General features: G+C 64.6%; 14 protein-coding genes. 10 read left to right on the top strand and 4 right to left on the bottom strand.

Annotated features, from left to right (window positions below; all coding sequences use genetic code 11):
* Positions 1–151: 151 nt before the first annotated feature.
* The 4 genes from DSM100688_RS05725 to trxA form a co-directional block, all read right to left on the bottom strand.
* Positions 152–376 (bottom strand): helix-turn-helix transcriptional regulator, encoded by a 225-nt coding sequence (locus tag DSM100688_RS05725; RefSeq protein ID WP_152358186.1) that lies wholly within the window; start codon positions 374–376, stop codon positions 152–154.
* Positions 366–779 (bottom strand): hypothetical protein, encoded by a 414-nt coding sequence (locus DSM100688_RS05720; RefSeq protein WP_152358185.1) that lies wholly within the window; start codon positions 777–779, stop codon positions 366–368. The genes DSM100688_RS05725 and DSM100688_RS05720 overlap by 11 nt, the downstream gene beginning before the upstream one ends.
* Positions 780–946: 167 nt before the next feature.
* Positions 947–1,954 carry an aggregation-promoting factor C-terminal-like domain-containing protein gene (locus DSM100688_RS05715; protein ID WP_152358184.1) on the bottom strand — a complete coding sequence of 336 codons (1,008 nt, stop codon included), beginning with the start codon at positions 1,952–1,954 and terminating at the stop codon, positions 947–949.
* A 163-nt stretch (positions 1,955–2,117) separates the two neighbouring features.
* Positions 2,118–2,504, bottom strand: a complete 387-nt coding sequence (trxA, locus tag DSM100688_RS05710; RefSeq protein ID WP_152358183.1) for a thioredoxin — start codon at positions 2,502–2,504, stop codon at positions 2,118–2,120.
* A gap of 348 nt (positions 2,505–2,852) precedes the next feature.
* Between trxA and DSM100688_RS05705 the strand changes: the two genes are divergently transcribed.
* The 10 genes from DSM100688_RS05705 (at position 2,853) to DSM100688_RS05660 (ending at position 17,478) form a co-directional block, all read left to right on the top strand.
* On the top strand, positions 2,853–3,476 hold the full coding sequence (locus DSM100688_RS05705) for an NUDIX hydrolase family protein (protein WP_152358182.1): 624 nt from the start codon (positions 2,853–2,855) through the stop codon (positions 3,474–3,476).
* 360 nt (positions 3,477–3,836) lie between these two features.
* Positions 3,837–4,691 (top strand): alpha/beta fold hydrolase, encoded by an 855-nt coding sequence (locus DSM100688_RS05700; RefSeq protein WP_152358181.1) that lies wholly within the window; start codon positions 3,837–3,839, stop codon positions 4,689–4,691.
* A gap of 172 nt (positions 4,692–4,863) precedes the next feature.
* Complete coding sequence (nudC, locus tag DSM100688_RS05695; protein WP_152358180.1) at positions 4,864–5,967, top strand: NAD(+) diphosphatase; 1,104 nt, start codon at positions 4,864–4,866, stop codon at positions 5,965–5,967.
* A 94-nt stretch (positions 5,968–6,061) separates the two neighbouring features.
* The gene (gcvH, locus tag DSM100688_RS05690; protein ID WP_163146890.1) at positions 6,062–6,469 is read left to right on the top strand and encodes a glycine cleavage system protein GcvH; all 408 of its coding nucleotides are present in this window, start codon (positions 6,062–6,064) and stop codon (positions 6,467–6,469) included.
* A 182-nt stretch (positions 6,470–6,651) separates the two neighbouring features.
* Positions 6,652–7,824 carry an App1 family protein gene (locus DSM100688_RS05685; RefSeq protein WP_152358278.1) on the top strand — a complete coding sequence of 391 codons (1,173 nt, stop codon included), beginning with the start codon at positions 6,652–6,654 and terminating at the stop codon, positions 7,822–7,824.
* 165 nt (positions 7,825–7,989) lie between these two features.
* Entirely contained in the window at positions 7,990–10,617 is a 2,628-nt protein-coding gene (locus DSM100688_RS05680) for a S9 family peptidase (RefSeq protein WP_152358178.1), read from the top strand.
* A gap of 397 nt (positions 10,618–11,014) precedes the next feature.
* A complete protein-coding gene (locus DSM100688_RS05675) occupies positions 11,015–12,046 on the top strand; it encodes a 3-isopropylmalate dehydrogenase (RefSeq protein ID WP_152358177.1) in 1,032 nt (343 codons plus the stop codon).
* A gap of 239 nt (positions 12,047–12,285) precedes the next feature.
* Positions 12,286–13,527, top strand: coding sequence for a lipoate--protein ligase family protein (locus tag DSM100688_RS05670; protein ID WP_239519382.1), 1,242 nt, complete (start codon positions 12,286–12,288; stop codon positions 13,525–13,527).
* Between the two features lie 368 nt (positions 13,528–13,895).
* The gene (locus tag DSM100688_RS05665; RefSeq protein ID WP_152358176.1) at positions 13,896–14,615 is read left to right on the top strand and encodes a Crp/Fnr family transcriptional regulator; all 720 of its coding nucleotides are present in this window, start codon (positions 13,896–13,898) and stop codon (positions 14,613–14,615) included.
* A 484-nt stretch (positions 14,616–15,099) separates the two neighbouring features.
* Positions 15,100–17,478, top strand: a complete 2,379-nt coding sequence (locus DSM100688_RS05660) for a transglycosylase domain-containing protein (protein ID WP_152358175.1) — start codon at positions 15,100–15,102, stop codon at positions 17,476–17,478.
* Positions 17,479–17,487 lie beyond the last annotated feature (9 nt).

Here is a 17,487-nt window from a genome sequence, read left to right as displayed (position 1 = left end):
GAGCGGTGCGTATGTGATGCAATCATGCGAAAACCGTTGCGGCGATTGGGGTGCGCGGGTGATACCGAAAATTCATCAATACGACACGCCCGAAACGACCGATATGCGGACATCGCGGGCGCGTTGGCCGTTATCGGCTGCGTCGGCAGCGTCAGTCACGTTGGCTATCGCTCGCATCCGTCTCGTCGTCGAAACTGAACAGATCCTCGACGGTCGTATCGAACACCTTCGCCAAATCCATCGCCAACCGCAGCGACGGACAATATTGGCCCTGCTCGAGCCGACCGATGGTTTCCCGGCGCACGTTGACCAGATCGGCCAGATCGGACTGCTTCATGTTACGCTCCAGCCGACGGATCTTGAGACTAGTCCTCATCCGTACCCCCGTCATGCTCGAGCCACAGGTAGCGCGCGTCGGCCACGGCCAGCGCGAGCATCGCCACCGCCGGCAGCAACATGGGCGGCACGACGAACGGTACGTGGGAGACCAGCGTCGCCAGCATGCCGACAACGCCGATCGCCACCAGCACAGCGATCATGATGAAGAACGCGAACCGGAACGCCGTGAGCTGATGCTGATCCGACAGCTCATCCGTGCGTGGACGCTCGCGATCCAGCACTCGGACGATCCAGATCTCGCCGATCAGCCACAACAGCGTCACCAGACCGGCGATGATCAAACTCGTCAACGTGTCGTTGCGGAAGATCTGCGCGGCGCACGCGACGGCGCCGACGATCTCGACGATCATTCTCATGGCGATATAACGGTTCAGCGTCATCGGGCATCTCCTTGCGCAGCGGACGTATGCACTCTGTACCCCACCACCGTACCATCGATGCGGCGATAGGGGGCAACACGATGCGCGTGACGACGTCCCCCGATACGACGACGGGGACGAAGCCGCAACGCTCCGTCCCCGTCATCCGATGTATGATCCGCTATCGATCAGTACCAGTGGTTCGCCGTCCAGAAGTTGTACGCGCCCTGAATCGAACCGTAGCGGCTCGCGCAGTAGTTCCAGAACCACTTGAGCTGCGTCTGGTAGTTGGTGGCCCAATCGGCGCCCGCGGACGCCATCTTGCTGCCCGGCAGCGCCTGGGCGAGACCGTACGCGCCCGAGCTGCCGTTCGTGGCGTTCACACGCCAGCCGGACTCGTGGCTGATGATATACACGGTCGCCGTGAAATCGGCCTCCGAATAGCCGTTCTTCAGCAGATAGTCGTGCGCCCACTGCTGCATCTCGCCGACCGGCGTGGTGGTGCCGATCGTCTCGGCCGCGGTGTCGGTCACCTTCGTTTCGCCGATGCCGACGAGGATCACCTTGTCGACCGGGGCCTTCTTGACATACGACGTGAACACGTTCGACGAGACGACCTTGCCGGCGGAGCGCGTGACGAGGCTCGTGGTCTCCATCACGCCCTCCTTGCCTTCGGTCTGCACCTTCTGCTGGCCTTTCGGCAGGTCGGTGGTCTCCTTCTTGACGGTGTTGAACGAGATTGGCTCGTCCTTCGTCTCGACCTGCGTGCCGGCGCGCTCGATCGTGATGACCGTGGACTCGGTGACTTCGCTCGTCAGCGACGGGCTGACCGAATCCTCCGGTTCCAGCGTGATGTTGCCAGCGTCCAGCACCGACTTGACGTCGGTGAAGTCGGACCCGAGCACGGTGCGCGACTGGCCGTTGATCTTCACGGTTACGTACGTGGTGTTCTTGTCCGCGCCCTTGATGGAATCGCGGGCCTGACCACGGGACACTTGCAGGGCGTCCGGGTCGGTGGCCGAGTACGACGTGACCTGCGACTGTGCAGCGTCGTGATGTTCGGCGATGTAGAAGTTACGGGAGATCACACCGGCACCCACCAGCATACCCACCGCCGCGATGACCGAGGCGATCTTCATCCACTGGCGTGCGCTCAGGGACTTCAGCGTGGGCGTCTGCTTACGGTGATTAGCCATTATGCTCCTTGAATAGACGACAATGCCCGTGCCGACGCATCATGGCGAAGCGGCAACACTGCGCACCAGTGTAGCTCGGGCATGATACGTCGTGAAATCGCGGGGGCTATGCGTGACCCGTCCGTGACTCGTACGGGCGGGTGCCGGTGTGTGGGAAACGCTGCTATCGTGCGGATTCCGCGGTGTTTGCGTCGGCGTTGGCATTGCTGTCGGCATCCGCCGCGTTGACGTCGAGGGCCTTGGCCTGCGCGATGAGATCGTCGAGATCGGAGGCGCGCAGCGCGCCGGCCTGCTTGAACACGATCTGGCCCTGCTTGGCGATCATGAGCGTCGGCACCGCCTGGATGCCGGCCGCGGTGGCCAGCTCCTGGTTCGCGTCGATATCGACCTTCGCGAACACGATGTCGGGGTTCTCCTCGCTGGCCTTCTCGAACACCGGGCCGAACGCGCGACACGGGCCGCACCACGTGGCCCAGAAGTCCACGAACACGAGCTCGTTGTCGGTGATCGTCTTCTCGAAATCCTGTGCGTTGACCGCAACCGTTGCCATATCGTTCTCCTTCTTGCTGTATGACTGCATGGGCATGTCCGCCGCGCGCCGGTCATGGTGCGCTGGATACGCCGTTCCGTCACCAAGCATCGCAGTACCACTCAACAACTTCTCCCCGAGCCGAACGTCGTGTGTCGCCGGGGTGTGTCTTTCCCTCAGTCTCTCAGTTCTCTCCTCGGTCTCTTCTCCAACGGACATACAGCCGATTGGAACGGGTGAATCGGCTGTATGTCCGTTGGGGGAGTGGAAGAGTTGAGAGAGCTATGAAGAGTGAGAGAGATCGGGTGGGAGTATGCGCGGCGTGAACGATGCGTGCGGACGTTACGCGGGTGGGGTGATAATGAGGGTATGCCAGTCATGAATGATGAAGTGCCCGACGAGGGCGATTTCGACGCGCACCGCCGCCGCGGGGAGTTCGACAACATCACGCCCGAGGATTTCATCCACGGCGCCCACGGCAATCCGCCGGGATGGCTCGGTCCCGCCGACATCAACCGCGCCCGCCGGCAGATGCCCATCGCCTACGTTGAGATCGTGCCGGTGCGCACTGATGATCTCGGCCGCGTCGCGCAGGTCGGCTCGCTGCTGCGCGTCTCCGACGACGGATCGATCGAACGCACGCTGATCACCGGTCGTGTGCTGTTCCATGAGACGCTGCGCGAGGCGATCGCCCGCAACGTCGCCAAGGACCTCGGCGACATCGCGCTGCCGGTGCTGCCGCAAAGCCTCCAGCCGTTCTGCGTGGCCGAGTTCTTCCCGACGCCCGGGGTGAGTGAATACTACGATCCGCGCCAGCATGCGATCGCCTTGTGCTACGTGGTGCCGATCGCCGGCGACTGCAAGCCGCAGGACGAGACGCTCGACGTGGAATGGGTCGATCCGCATGGCGAGATGATGGAGACGTTCATCCGGCAGATGGTCAACGGGCACGGCGACATCGTGCGGCGCGCGCTGAGCTGGCTGGGGAACTGACATCCGCATGGCCGCGTATGGTCCCGATGGCCGTGCTTGGCTGTGCCCCCTGTCACCGCGTGCGCCGCAATCCGGTCGGCCGGGTCCTGTGCGCCGCGTGGGTAACCCCGGGTTGCACACGCTGAGACGGCCGTTAGCGTGGATAACCGGAGGGCTGGTGAGCGGTAACCCAAGGTTGCCCACGCACAACGGGTGCTGAGCGTGTGCAACCCAAGGAAACCACCGATGGAAGGGCGCGAAGGCCTATGTCCAAGCCCAGGCCCGGGCGGAGGAGCGAACCGCCGCCGGCTGCCGGGCGAGGGATCCGGCGGGACAGCCAGTCAGCCGGGCAGGAAAACGGCGAGAGGAATGGAGCGACGAATGACGATCGAACTGAAGAACACCGTGTACCGGGCGGGCGACGGGACGGCGACGCCACTGGTGCTCGTGCATGCGTTTCCGGTGGATCACCGGATGTGGGACGACTGCGCGGCCGAGATCATCCGGCAGGCCGACGCGGCCGGGATGCCGCCGTTCGCGGTGTGGGCCCCCGACATGCCCGGCGCGGGCGAAGGACCGATCCCGAGCGTGGAGGCGTCCGGCGGCGAGGCCGCGGACGGCGCGTATGAGCATGCGCTCGACCTACTCGCCGACGCGTACGTCGATCTGCTGCACCGCGCCGGATACGGGCGCGCCGTGTGGGCCGGCCTGTCGATGGGCGGCTACGTGATCCTCGACATCCAGCGGCGGCACCCGGACGCGGTCGCCGGATTCGCGATGTGCGACACCAAGGGCGACGCCGACACGCCGCAGCAGCGCGCGAACCGCGTGCGCGTCGCCGACGAATGCGAACGCGGCCACACCGTCGAGCCGGTCATGCACTTCGCCGACGCCACTGAATCGGACTCCAGCTTCAAGCGCTCGCCGGAAGGCAAGGCGCTGTTCACTCGGTGGATCAACGAGCAGTATCCCGAGGGCATCGCCTGGCGCCAGCGCATGGCCGCCGGTCGCCCCGACCTCAACGACCAGCTGCCGGCCGTGACCGCACCGGCCGCCGTCATCTGCGGCGACAAGGATCCGTTCGCGCAGCCGTCGCTTATGCGGCCTGTCTCCGACGCGATGACCGGCACGCAGTCCGCCTACACGCTGGTCGCCGACTGCGGTCATTTCAGCGCCGTCGAACATCCGTCCACGGTCGCGGCCGCACTTGTCGACCTCATGCGTCGCGCATCGTGACCATCCGCAACCGTTGATCATCCGCCGCCCGGCCTCGCCAATCGCACGCCGCCGTACATCAGTAATCGCACGGCACTGAGCACGCCGAACTGAGCACACCGAATCGTGTGTCGTCGTGCGCACCGCATACTCGCGTGCGCCATCCGCGCGTCATCGAAAGGAACCATCCATCATGTTTTCACCGTTGGCCCTCACGCAGGCGCTGCCGTTCCTGCCGCTTGCGCAGGGCGACATCGACTACCAGACCGAACGCCGCGACGAGCCGGGATTGATCGACGACCTGCTCGCCGCACCGGCCACGAAGGTCATCCTCACCCGCGGCGGCCGCGTCGCCGTGCCGAAGGGGCAAGGCGCGATCGTCGACTACGAGAACGTCCACATGCGCCTCGCCACGCTGCCCGGCGCCTACGTGCGCACCGAACTCGCCACGCATCCGCAGGCCGTCGCCATGTTCCTCGGCAGCTACGGCGGCGCCCGCGACGAACATGTGATCGCAGTCGACATCACCCGCGTCGAACGGCCGGCAACGCCCGCGCAACCCGTGCCCGACTCGGCCGGCAACGGCGCGGACGACGCGTTCGACGAACACGACGGCGACCGTACGGACCACAATGCGGCCGCTACCAAGCCGAGTCTGCTCGAACAGGCCGTCGACCGGTTCGACTGGGTCGACCTGCGCGGCTTCGCGCCGCACGCGTCCGCCCGCGAGGCCGGGCAGGCGACCAACGCGATCCCGCTGAGCATCTGGCACAACCGTCAGCGGTTCTGCCCGACCTGCGGTTCGCCGGTCGAGACGGCGATGGCCGGCTGGGCCCAACGCTGCACCAACGCGGCGGACGGCAACCGACTGCTGTTCCCACGCGTCGAACCGGCCGTGATCACCGCAATCGTCGACAGCGACGACCGGCTGCTGCTGCAGCACAACGTCGCATGGAAGGATGCGCGGCTGTATTCCGTGTCGGCCGGCTTCGTCGAGGCCGGCGAGAACCTCGAACACGCGGCGCGGCGCGAAGCCAAGGAGGAAGTCGGCCTCACGCTCGGCGAGGTGCGATACCTCGGCTCGCAGCCGTGGCCGTTCCCCGCGTCGCTCATGATGGCGTTCAAGGCGCACGCGCTCACCACCGATATCCACGTGGACGGCAACGAGACGATGACCGCGCGGTGGGTCACGCGCGACGAATACACCGCCGAGCTGGTGTCCGGCCGCATGGTCGCGCCCGGCAAGGCGACGATCGCACGGTACATGATCGAGGAGTGGTACGGGCGCGAGCTGTGACAGGCGCCGCACGGTGCCGTACGGGGTGTCGTACGGTGCTGTACGGTGTCGCCGGTCGGTGACGGCTGCGGCCGCATGCGGTAGGCTGGTGACCATGAGTGACAACACCGAAGAAGAACAGCCGCTGAACCTCGACATCCCCGACCATCTGTCGTACTCCGAGGAGCACGCGTGGGTGGACGAATCCGTGTCGCCCGCGATCGTCGGCATCACCGAATACGCCGCCAACCAGATGGGCGAACTCGTGTTCGTGGACCTGCCCGAACCGGGCACGCGCGTGGAGGCCGGCGACGAGATCGTCGAACTCGAATCGTCCAAGGCCGTGCAGCCGCTCGTCAGCCCGGTCTCCGGCACCGTCAGGTACGTGAACCACGAGGCGTCCGACGATCCGAGCGTCATCACCGGCGATCCGTACGGCGAAGGATGGCTGCTCAAGATCGAACTCGACGACGACGAACCGGACCTGCTCGACGCCGCCGAATACGCGAAGATCATCCGCTGACGCCGACGTGCGTCGCGCGTTGCGTCGCGCCGCCCAATATGAACCGTAACCGGACGGTCAGTTGACGACCGTATAGTGGGGGTATGAGCAGGGTACCGCAACACGCAACGCATGGTCCGCACGGCACCGGCCGACCGGTCAACGGTACGGCCGGCGCAACCGACGGCACGGACGCCGACGAGATGGCGACCGTGCCGATCCCCGCACGTCGCGTCGTCACCACGTTCGACGCCGCGTCGAAACACGAACGCATCGAAAACAAGCCGATCCTCGTGCGCATGGTGCGCCGCACCGTCACCCGCGCGTTCGGCGCATGGCTGCGCCTGTCCACGCCCGTGGTGACCGGCTGGGGCTGGTATCCGAACGTCGAACCGTACGTCGGCTACGGCACCGAAGACTACTCGCGACTGATCTGCCGCACCGTGTTCGCGCCGCGGCACGCGCGCAGCGGCGAACTGACGCGCGGCATCCGCGGCATGCTCGCCGTGCCCGCGCCGCATCGCCAGGTGCGCATCGCCATCGACGGCATGCCGCTGGAGACCGTGCAGGTCGGCAAATCCGAAAGCTACGACCGCTTCGACCATCGGCGCGACACCGCCAGCGAATACGCGATCTCCGACACCAGCGGCTACCTCGATCTGGTGGCCGAACACCGGCTCGAACCCGGCATCCACCGCGTGACGTATCAGGTGCACGACCGCCGCCCGGTGAGCGCGAACCTGTTCACCATCCCCGCGCGGGCCAAGGTCGGCATCATCTCCGACGTGGATGACACGATTATGATCACGCAGGCGCCCACGTTGTGGAAGGCCGCGTACAACCTGCTGTTCCTCAACCCGAAGAAGAAGGCGTCGGTGCCGGGCATGAGCGTGCTGTTCACCAAGCTCGCCGACCTGTACCCGGACGCGCCGTTCTTCTACCTGTCCACCTCGCCGTGGAACGTGGAAAGCTCGATCCGCCACTTCATCATCGACCACGGGTTCCCGGAAGGGCCGCTGCTGCTACGCGACCTCGACCCGCGCCCGAAGACCTTCGTACCGACCGGACCGCAGCACAAGCTCGAATTCGCCGAACAGCTCATGGCCGACTTCCCGGACATGAAGTTCATCCTGATCGGCGACGACGGGCAGAAGGACCCGACCACGTACGCGACGATCACGCGCCGGTATCCGGGCCGCATCATCGCGATCGGCATCCGGCAGCTAAGCCCGCGCGAGCTGTCGCCGCTGTCGGTCGCGTCCGGCACCACCGCGACGCAGCCGATGCCGGTGACCGACGTGCCCGTGTTCACCGGACCGACCGGCGCGAACCTCATGAAGACGATGCTGCCATATCTCAAACAGCACACGGTGTGATCGTGCGGTTGCGGCCGTGATTGTACGGTTGTGACTATACGCGCGGCCGCATGGTTGCGGCCGTACGGCTGTGACCGTACACGCGGCCGTACGTATCATGCGCGGGCGTGCGATACGCACCGCATCGCGTATCGTGCGGCACACCGGACGATACAATGGTCGGTCATGACCGAAGAAGAGCAGCAGAACACCGCCGCGGCGCAGCATTCGCCGACGAAGCCGCCCGTGGCGAAACGCATCCCGCACGCGCGCACGTTCCACGGCGATACGTTCGAGGACCCGTACGAGTGGATGCGCGACAAGGCATCGCCCGACGTGCGCGAGTACGTCGCCGCGCAGAACCGGTACTGCGACGCGCGCATGGCCGGGCTCGCCGGGCTGCGGTCAACGCTGTTCGACGAGCTGAAGTCGCGCATCCAGGAGACCGACATGTCGGTGCCGACGCGCATGGACGGCTACTGGTATTTCTCACGCACCGTGGAGGGGCGGCAGTACGGCATCCAGTGCCGCATGCCGATCCGCGCCGACGACGACTGGGACCCGCCGGCCGTGGATGCGGCGGCCGAACCCGGCACGATGCCCGGCGAACAGGTGATCTTCGACGCGAACCGCGAGGCGGAGGGGCATGACTTCTTCCGGCTCGGTGGCATGGATCTGAGCCGTGACGGCCGGTGGATGCTGTACGGCGTGGACGTGCGCGGCGACGAACGCTACGATTTCCGCATCCGCGACCTCGAGACCGGCGAGGACCTGCCGGAGGTGCTGGCCGGCATCGGCGGGGCGTGCTTCACGCCGGACGGACGGTGGGTGTTCTATGCGGTGCTGGACGATGCATGGCGGCCGTATGCGATTCGCCGGCATCGCGTCGGCACGCCGGTGTCGGAGGACGTGGAGGTGTATCGCGAGGCTGACGAACGGTTCTGGGTGGGCGTCGGCCTGAGTTTCGACGAGCGCAGCATCGTGATCGGCACCGGGTCCAAAACCACGACCGAAGTGTGGATGCTGCCGGTGAGCGATCCCGAAGGCGAGTTCGCGGTGTTCATCCCGCGCGCCGACGACATTGAATACGACGTCAGCTTCGCCTGCTTCGAGGGAGCGGGGGAGCGCGGTGAGGACGTGCCGCTCGCGGTCGTCTACCACAACGCGAACAATCCGAACTTCGAGATCGACGTGATCGACATGCGGTCGCACACGCCGCCGTACCGACTCGGCGAAGGCACGCGCGTCGCCGTCGGCTCGCCGTACGGATGCGAACACGGCGACATGGTCGAACCGGGCGCCAGCGCGCAGCCGGTCGGCGCGGGATACGTCAACGCGTGCAATCCCACCATTCTGCAAGGTGCGCACGGGCTTGCGATCGAGGGCATCGCGATCCACCGGCATTTCGTCGCGCTGTCGTACCGTACCGACGGCCTGCCGCACGTAGCCGTGATGACCAAACGACAGGCGGCAGCGGACTTTCTCGCCGGGCGCCCGTGGGAGTTCCGCGAGCTGACGCCGCCCGCGTTGGAGGACGACTGGGACGCCGATCTCGCGGCGGACGCGGCGGAGACCGCGACGTCGATGAGCGAGGACGACGCGGCGGGGCCGCATCCGCATCACGGTGCAGCGGACAGTGACCGTGGCGGCGTTAGCGATGAGGTCGCCGGTGACGTCGCCACTGGCGCGCCGGCGATGGTGACGACATGGGACGGCGCGGCCGACGATCTGCTGCCCGGCGAAACGCGACGGTTGTACGCGATCGGCACCGGCGGCAACCCGTCGTACGACGCGCCGCGCATGCGCTACTCGTTCTCCAGCTACACGCGCCCGGGCGAACTGCACGAGATCGACCCGGCGACCGGCGAGGACCGGCTGCTCAAACGTGCCATCGTGCTCGGTGACTTCGATCCGCGCGACTACATGGAACGACGCGTGTGGATCACCGCGCGTGACGGCGAGCAGATCCCCGTGTCGCTGGCGTGGCGGCGCGACATTCCGGTGTCGTCGTCGGCCATGTTCATCACCGGATACGGCGCGTACGAGATCAGCTCCGATCCCGGATTCTCGGTGGCGCGGCTGAGCATGCTCGACCGCGGCGTGCTGTACGCCGTGCCGCACATCCGCGGCGGCGGCGAGATGGGCCGCGCATGGTACGAGCAGGGGCGGCGGCTCAACAAGAAGCACTCGTTCGAGGATTTCGTGGACGCGACCGTGGCGCTGCAGGAGGCCGGACTGGCCGATCCGCGGCGGACCGTGGCGAACGGCGGATCGGCCGGCGGACTGCTCATGGGGGCGGTGGCGAACCTCGCGCCGTCGCGGTTCGCGGGCGTCGAAGCGGACGTGCCGTTCGTGGACGCGCTGACGTCGATCCTCGACCCGTCGCTGCCGCTGACCGTGACCGAATGGGACGAGTGGGGCGATCCGCTGCATGACGCGGACGTGTACCGGTATATGAAGTCGTATACGCCGTATGAGAACGCGCCGGATATGGCGGACGATGGCTCTGCGGCGGGTTCGGGTGATGGTGCGGGTGACGATGGTTCCGTGGCCGGCGCGGCAGTATGGACTCGCGATTCGTCCGGACGGCTGGTGTTCCCGAAGATGTTCGTGACCACGTCGATGAACGACACGCGCGTGCTGTATGTGGAGCCGCTCAAGTGGGTGGCGCGGCTGCAGGCCGCCGGCGTCGATGCGGTGATCAAGATCGAGGTGGAGGCCGGGCACGGCGGCACCTCCGGGCGGTACAAACAGTGGGAGGAGGTCTCCTACGAGAACGCCTGGTGCCTGAGCGTCATGAACATCATGCACTAAGTGCTCCCTTCCCCCTACTTTCTCTCCTCCCTCCCCCTCAACGGACATACAGCCGATTTGTGGGGCGAAATCGGCTGTATGTCCGTTGGAAGAAAGAGGCGCGAGATATCAGGGCCGGTCCAAGCAGCGTCTTCCCTTTTTCCTTCTGACGGACATATTCCCTCCTGACGGACATACAGCCGATTCTGCCCCCAAATCGGCTGCATGTCCGTCGAGGGAGAGAAGTGAGCAGTGATTGGGAGCGGTCCGAGGCGTTATTCCCTCCCTACCCTTTCATCCAACGGACATACAGCCGATTCCGGCCGAAAAAACGGCTGTATGTCCGTCGAAGCGCGCGATGTCCATAAATTGAGCGGCCGACGGCCGGCCCGTGGCCGCGCGAGTAGTCTCGCGTGCTATGAGCAAGACATACACAATCGCCGTGATCCCCGGCGACGGCATCGGCAAAGAAGTCACCCCGTGGGCGCAGAAGGCCCTCGAAAAGGCCGCCGAAGGCGTGGCCGACTTCACCTACGAACCCTTCGACCTCGGCGCGGAACGCTACCTGCGCGACGGTGCGATCCTGCCCGACGACGAGCTGGAACGCATCAAGAAAACCGACGCGATCCTCCTCGGCGCGGTCGGCGACCCGCGTATCAAGGCCGGCATCCTCGAACGCGGTCTGTTGCTGAAGCTCCGCTTCGCGCTCGATCAGTACGTCAACCTGCGTCCGTCCAAGCTGTACAAGGGCGTCACCTCGCCGCTCGCCAACCCGGGCGACATCGACTTCGTCGTCGTGCGCGAAGGCACCGAGGGCCTGTACTGCGGCGCCGGTGGCGCGGTCCGTCGCGGCACTCCGCAGGAAGTCGCCACGGAGGTCTCCATCAACACCGCGTACGGCGTCGAACGCGTCGTACGGTACGCGTTCGAACTGGCCATGAAGCGTCGCAAGCACATCACGCTCGTGCACAAGAAGAACGTGCTCGTCAACGCCGGCGACATGTGGCAGCGCATCGTGGACAAGGTCGGAGAGGAGTACCCCGAGGTCACCCACGACTACTCGCACATCGACGCGGCGACCATCTTCCTCGTCTCCAACCCGAGCAAGTTCGACGTGATCCTCACCGACAACCTCTTCGGCGACATCCTCACCGACGAGGCCGGCGCGGTCGTCGGCGGCGTCGGCTACTCGGCGTCCGGCTGCATCAACGCGTCGAACGAATACCCGTCCATGTTCGAGCCGATCCACGGTTCCGCGCCGGACATCGCCGGCAAGGGCATCGCGAACCCGACCGCCGCGATCCTGTCCGCCGCGATGCTGCTCGAGCACCTCGGCTTCGACGACGCCGCGAAGAAGATCCACGCGGCCGTCGAAGCGGACATCGAGGAACTCGGTTCCACGCAGCGCACCACCGATCAGGTCGGCGAGGACATTCTCGCCCGCATCTGACGGCGTCTGTCCGGCGCGGCATCGCACTAAACGGCCGTAACTCAACAACAACATGAGCCTGCTGTTGAGTTACGGTCGTTTTCATGCCTCGGGAAGGCCGTAACTCAACAAGAAGACGGAACACATATTGAGTTACGGTCGTTTGTACGGGCTGAAACGGCCGTAACTCAACGGTACGATGGAGTTCCTGTTGAGTTGCGGTCGTTACGGTCGTTGCGGTTGTTTCCGGAAGGAGTGACATGGGCGGACGGGTCATGCGCGGCGAGTGTAAGGTGCCGGGCGGTAAGTTGGTCGGCGTGACGGTGACGGTCGATCCCGTAACCGGTAGCGTGGCCGCGTGCCGTATGGATGGTGATTTTTTCGTCGAGGGCGATGATGCGGCGGCCGGCGCGTTGATCGGGGATATCGAACGCGCGTTGATGGACGGCTCGTCGGTGCGTCCGGTGATCGATCGGTATGCGCGGGCTGGAGTGCGATTGGTCGGCGTCGATGCAGCCGCTATCGAGACGGCGTTCCGGCGTGCACGGGGTGGGGAGATCTCCGCTGTTGGACGCCATCTGACGGAACTTCCAGCGAGGGGGAATCAGGATGACAATCGCGTTTCGCGCGGGTGGAACGTGACGGAGTCTTCGGTGAAGAAGGATCGGGATCCGTCCGAATCGGATGCGGCAAGTGCTTCCAAGCGCGAGATGCGTGGCGACCATGGCGGCCATGGCGACGTTTCGTGCGGTCTGGATGGAGCGTGGGCCGACGAGGCCGAGCGGTGGCGTGCGCGTTGGGCGACGCTGCGGCCGGCAGTGGTGCATGACGTGCCGCGCGATCCGGCGGAACAGATGGCGGTGGACGAACAGTGGGCCCGCGACGTGGCCGCGGGGGAACGACCGGCGACATTGCGGTTCTGGGAGTGGTCCGCGCCGGCGGTGGTCATCGGCCGGTTTCAGTCGTTGCCCGACGAAGTGCACGAGGACGTGGCGGCGCGCGAAGGATTCACGGTGGTGCGCCGATGCACGGGCGGCGGCGCGATGTTCATCGAACCTGGCAACACCATCACCTACTCCTTATATATGCCGCTCGCGTTCGTCCGCGGCATCACCGTCGAGGAATCGTATCGGCTGTGTGACTGCTGGCTGATCGATGCGCTGCGAGATATCGGTGTGGACGCGCGATTCGCCGGACTCAACGACATCGCCTCGTCGCATGGCAAGATCGGCGGCGCCGCGCAACGTCGTTTCTCCGGTCGTGCCGGTCAGCCGGGATCAGTACTGCATCATGTGACGATGGCGTACGACATCGACGCGGAGAAGATGGCGCACGTACTCAATACGTCAGCGGAGAAACTGTCGGACAAGGCCGTACGGTCGGCGCGGCGGCGCGTTGATCCGCTGCGCTCGCAGACCGGATTGAGTCGTGACGACCTGATGCGATACCTGATCGATTATGCAGCCCGTTACGCAATCCGTTACGTAAGACCGTGCGTCTGACGATTCCTCTTTCTCCCTTCCCCCTCAACTCCCTTTGACGGACATCCAGCCGATTGGAGTGTGTTAATCGGCTGTATGTCCGTTAAAGGGAGGGACGAGATCAACGGGATGGGGAATGTCAGCGAGAGAGTCCCTGCCGTGTTTCTTGACAGGCAGACTTCTCTTTAACGGACATCCAGCCGATTTCGGGTATGTGATCGGCTGGATGTCCGTTGAGGGGAGCGGAGAGCGAGACGGGCGAGGCCGGTGATCGTTGCCGGAGGAGGATAGGCGGTCCGGGCAAAAGCGATTACAATATGAACAAGTCATGCGCGGGTCCGATCATCGACCGGATCGGAGGGCACGGGACGGACAGCAAGGAAGGTGCGATGAGCGCGAACAAGCCGAACGAGATGCCAGAGGAAAGCAACACCCTGTTGCACACCGCGCTGTTCGCCCAAGTGTCGCCCGATCAGGCCGAGGAACTGCTGCCGTATCTGCAGGAGGCCACGTTCGACAAAGGCGAATGCATCTTCCGCGAAGGCGACACCGACCATCGTATGTATCTGCTGGAATCCGGCAAGGTCAAGCTGATCCGCACCGCCGCGGACCGGCGCGTCCAGCTGCTGTCGATCCATGCGCGCGGTGAGGTACTTGGCGAAATCCCTGTATTCGATCCGAAGGGCGGTCCGCGTACCGCGTCGGCTGTGGCGATGACCGATGGCACCCGCGTGGTCGGGCTGGAACGCGACGCCCTGTTCGCCTGGCTCGACGAGCATCCGCGCGTCGCCGTCGACATGCTGCAGGTGCTGGCCGCGCGTATGCGCTCCAACAACGAGCACATCAGCGATCTCGTGTTCATGGACGTGCCGGCGCGTCTGGCCAAGACGCTGCTCAACCTCGGCAGCCGCTTCGGCGAGCCGGTCGAGGAGGGACTGCTGGTGCCGCACGACCTGACGCAGGAGGAGATGGCCCAGCTGGTCGGTTCGTCGCGCGAGACGGTGAACAAGGCGCTCACCGATTTTTCGAACCGCGGGTGGATCGCGCGGCGTGGACGGTCGATCATCATCTATCAGCCGGGCATGCTGATTCGTCGGTCGCGGCGGTAGATGGTCGGGGTGAGGCGACCCCAGTCAACTATGCTGACAGTTCCCCCCTGGAAAGGGGAGCCGGGATGCAGACTCCCATCTCCCCTTAACGGACATACAGCCGATTTGAGAGGGTGAATCGGCTGTATGTCCGTTAAGGGGAGATGATCAGGCGGTTGCCTGTGATGCTGTGATGTCAATGGGATTATGTCTTTTCTCCTCCGACGGACATACAGCCGATTACGCTCCAAAATCGGCTGTATGTCCGTTGCGGGGTGGGGCAATCGGATGCTGGAACGCTGTATGGATGATGTCCGTTGAAGGGTGGGGCAATCGGATGGCGGAACGTTAGGATGGTGATACCTGTTGAGGGAGCGGCTGCGTTAAGGGAACGCTCAGGCGACGTTAGGGTCGCATTGGGATGACGTTAGGGTCGTGGGGACTTCGTGATGAAACGGACGTGCGGTGAAAACGATTACCCGACCGGTATACCCGCCCCTTTAGAATGAGCACCATGCCGAAGAAGAAATCCATGACCGTTTCGCGCGTGCTCTCCCTGGTGCTGGCGTATCTGACGCTCTGCCTGGCGGGCGGCGCCGTGACCAGCGTGCTGCTGATCCCCAGCGTGTTCGCCGCCAACAAGGTGGCCCAGGCGCTCGTGCCCTCCCTGCAGGTGGAGGGCATCGATTTCGATGTGACCAGCCTGCCGCAGAAGTCGACCATCTACGCGGCCGACGCGAAGACCCAGATCGCGCAGTTCTACGAGGACAACCGCATCGTCGTGCCGATCAAGGACGTGTCCAAGTACATGCGGTACGCGGTGGTCGCCCGTGAGGACAAGCGCTTCTTCGAACATTCCGGCGTCGACGTGCAGGGTATCCTGCGCGCGTTCGTCAAGAACGTATTCTCGTCCGAACATCAGGGCGGTTCGACGCTCACCCAGCAGTACGTGAAGAACGTACTGCTCGTCACCGCCGAACAGAACGACGATCCGATCGCCCAGTACCATGCGTCCGAGGACACGGTCGCCCGTAAGTTGCGCGAGATGCTCATCTCCGTGCAGATGGAGAAGAAGTACTCCAAACTCGAAATTCTGCAGGGCTACCTCAACATCGCGCAGTTCGGTTCCAACCGTCTGTACGGCGTGGAGACCGCCGCGCAACGCTACTTCGGCGTCTCCGCAAAGGATCTGAACATCGTGCAGTCCGCGACGATCGCGGCCATCACGAAGAACCCGGAGAACTACGATCCGTCCATCGAAAAGAACCAGGCCGAGGCGCAGGTCCAGCGCAACACCGTGCTCGACCTCATGTACGAACAGCAGTACATCACCAAGAAGGAACGCGACGAGGCCAAGGCCACGCCGATCAAGGACACGCTCAACCTGCAGCCGATGACGAACGGCTGCGAGAACTCCGGCGACTACGCGTTCTTCTGCGACTATGTGGTGCACAAGATCCGCAATTCGTCCGAATTCGGCAAGACGCAGGCCGAGCGCGACCAGCTGCTCAAGGAAGGCGGCCTGACGATCGTCACGACGCTTGACGTCGACGCGAACAAGCTCCTCATGGAGGCGGCGCGCAAGACGATCCCGCCGACCGATCCGACCGGGTTCGAGATCATGATGGCGTCGATCAAGCCCGGCACCGGCGAAGTGCTCGGCTTCGGTGTCAACCGGTACTACACGAGCGGCGGTGCGTCCGACGAGACGTACACGTCGATGAACTACATGGTCGACCAGATCGACGGCGGCGGCGCAGGCTTCCCGGTCGGTTCGTCGATCAAGCCGTTCAATATGGTCGCCTGGATGCAGGCCGGCCGTTCGATCAACGAGAACCTGCAGACCACGACCAGCTACCAGACCAGCGAATTCGCGTGCGACAACTACACCGGCAAATCCACGCAGTACTACGGCACCACCGAGATGTGGCAGGTGTCGAACGCGCTCGGTCAGGGCACCGTCAACCCGGAAAGCCCGTTCCTCGGCCTCGTGCGCTCGCACAACACCACGCAGGCGTCGATGGGCGCGGTCATCGGCCTGTGCCGCGTGGCCGACGCGTACCGTGCGGTCGGCTACCACGATGCGACTACACTGCAGAACATCGACCAGACCGACCAGTTCTACAGCCCGTCCATGATGATCGGTACCGTCAACGTCTCCCCGCTCACCATCGCGAACATGTACGCGACGCTGGGCGCCAACGGCGTCGAATGCACGCCGATCGCCCTGACCAAGGTCACGCGCAAGAACGGCGAGGAGATCGCCGTGCCGAAGGCCAACTGCCATCAGGCCATCGACAAGGACATCGCGCAGACCGTCGCCTACGCGATGAATCAGGGCACCATCCGCCCCGACGGCGCCGGTACGACCACCAAACTCACCAACGTGAGCAAGACGTTCGCCAAGACCGGCACGAACGAGACGTCGTACATGGCCACCGGCGGCTTCATCCCCGGCCAGGTCGCGACCTTCGTGCTCGTCGGCGACGTGCAGTCCCCGAAGGGCAACCCGGTCGCCAACGTCGCCATCAACGGCGTGTACAGCAGCTACTGGGATGGCGGCACGATCGCCGCGCCGGCGTGGAAGATGTTCATGGACAACTACGCCAAGGCCAAGAACATGCCCGCCGACACCGGCAAGGACTACGGCAACCCGGCCAGCAAGTACATGACGACGAGCAGTTCGGTCACGACGATCCAGGGCGCGACCATCGGCTCGACGACGAACAACAACAGCCAGTCGAATTCGAACAGCAACTCGAATAATTCCAACTCGAACAACTCGAATTCCAATAATTCGAACAATTCGAATTCGAACAACGCGACCACGCAGAACAACAGCACCAACAGCCAGTCCAACGGCACGACCAACAGCGGCCGCTGACCGACCGTC

The organism is Bifidobacterium ramosum, assembly GCF_009299505.1.
GTDB lineage: Bacteria > Actinomycetota > Actinomycetes > Actinomycetales > Bifidobacteriaceae > Bifidobacterium > Bifidobacterium ramosum.
Note: the sequence above shows the minus strand (reverse complement) of the source record. Positions and strands in the feature narration are given on the sequence as shown.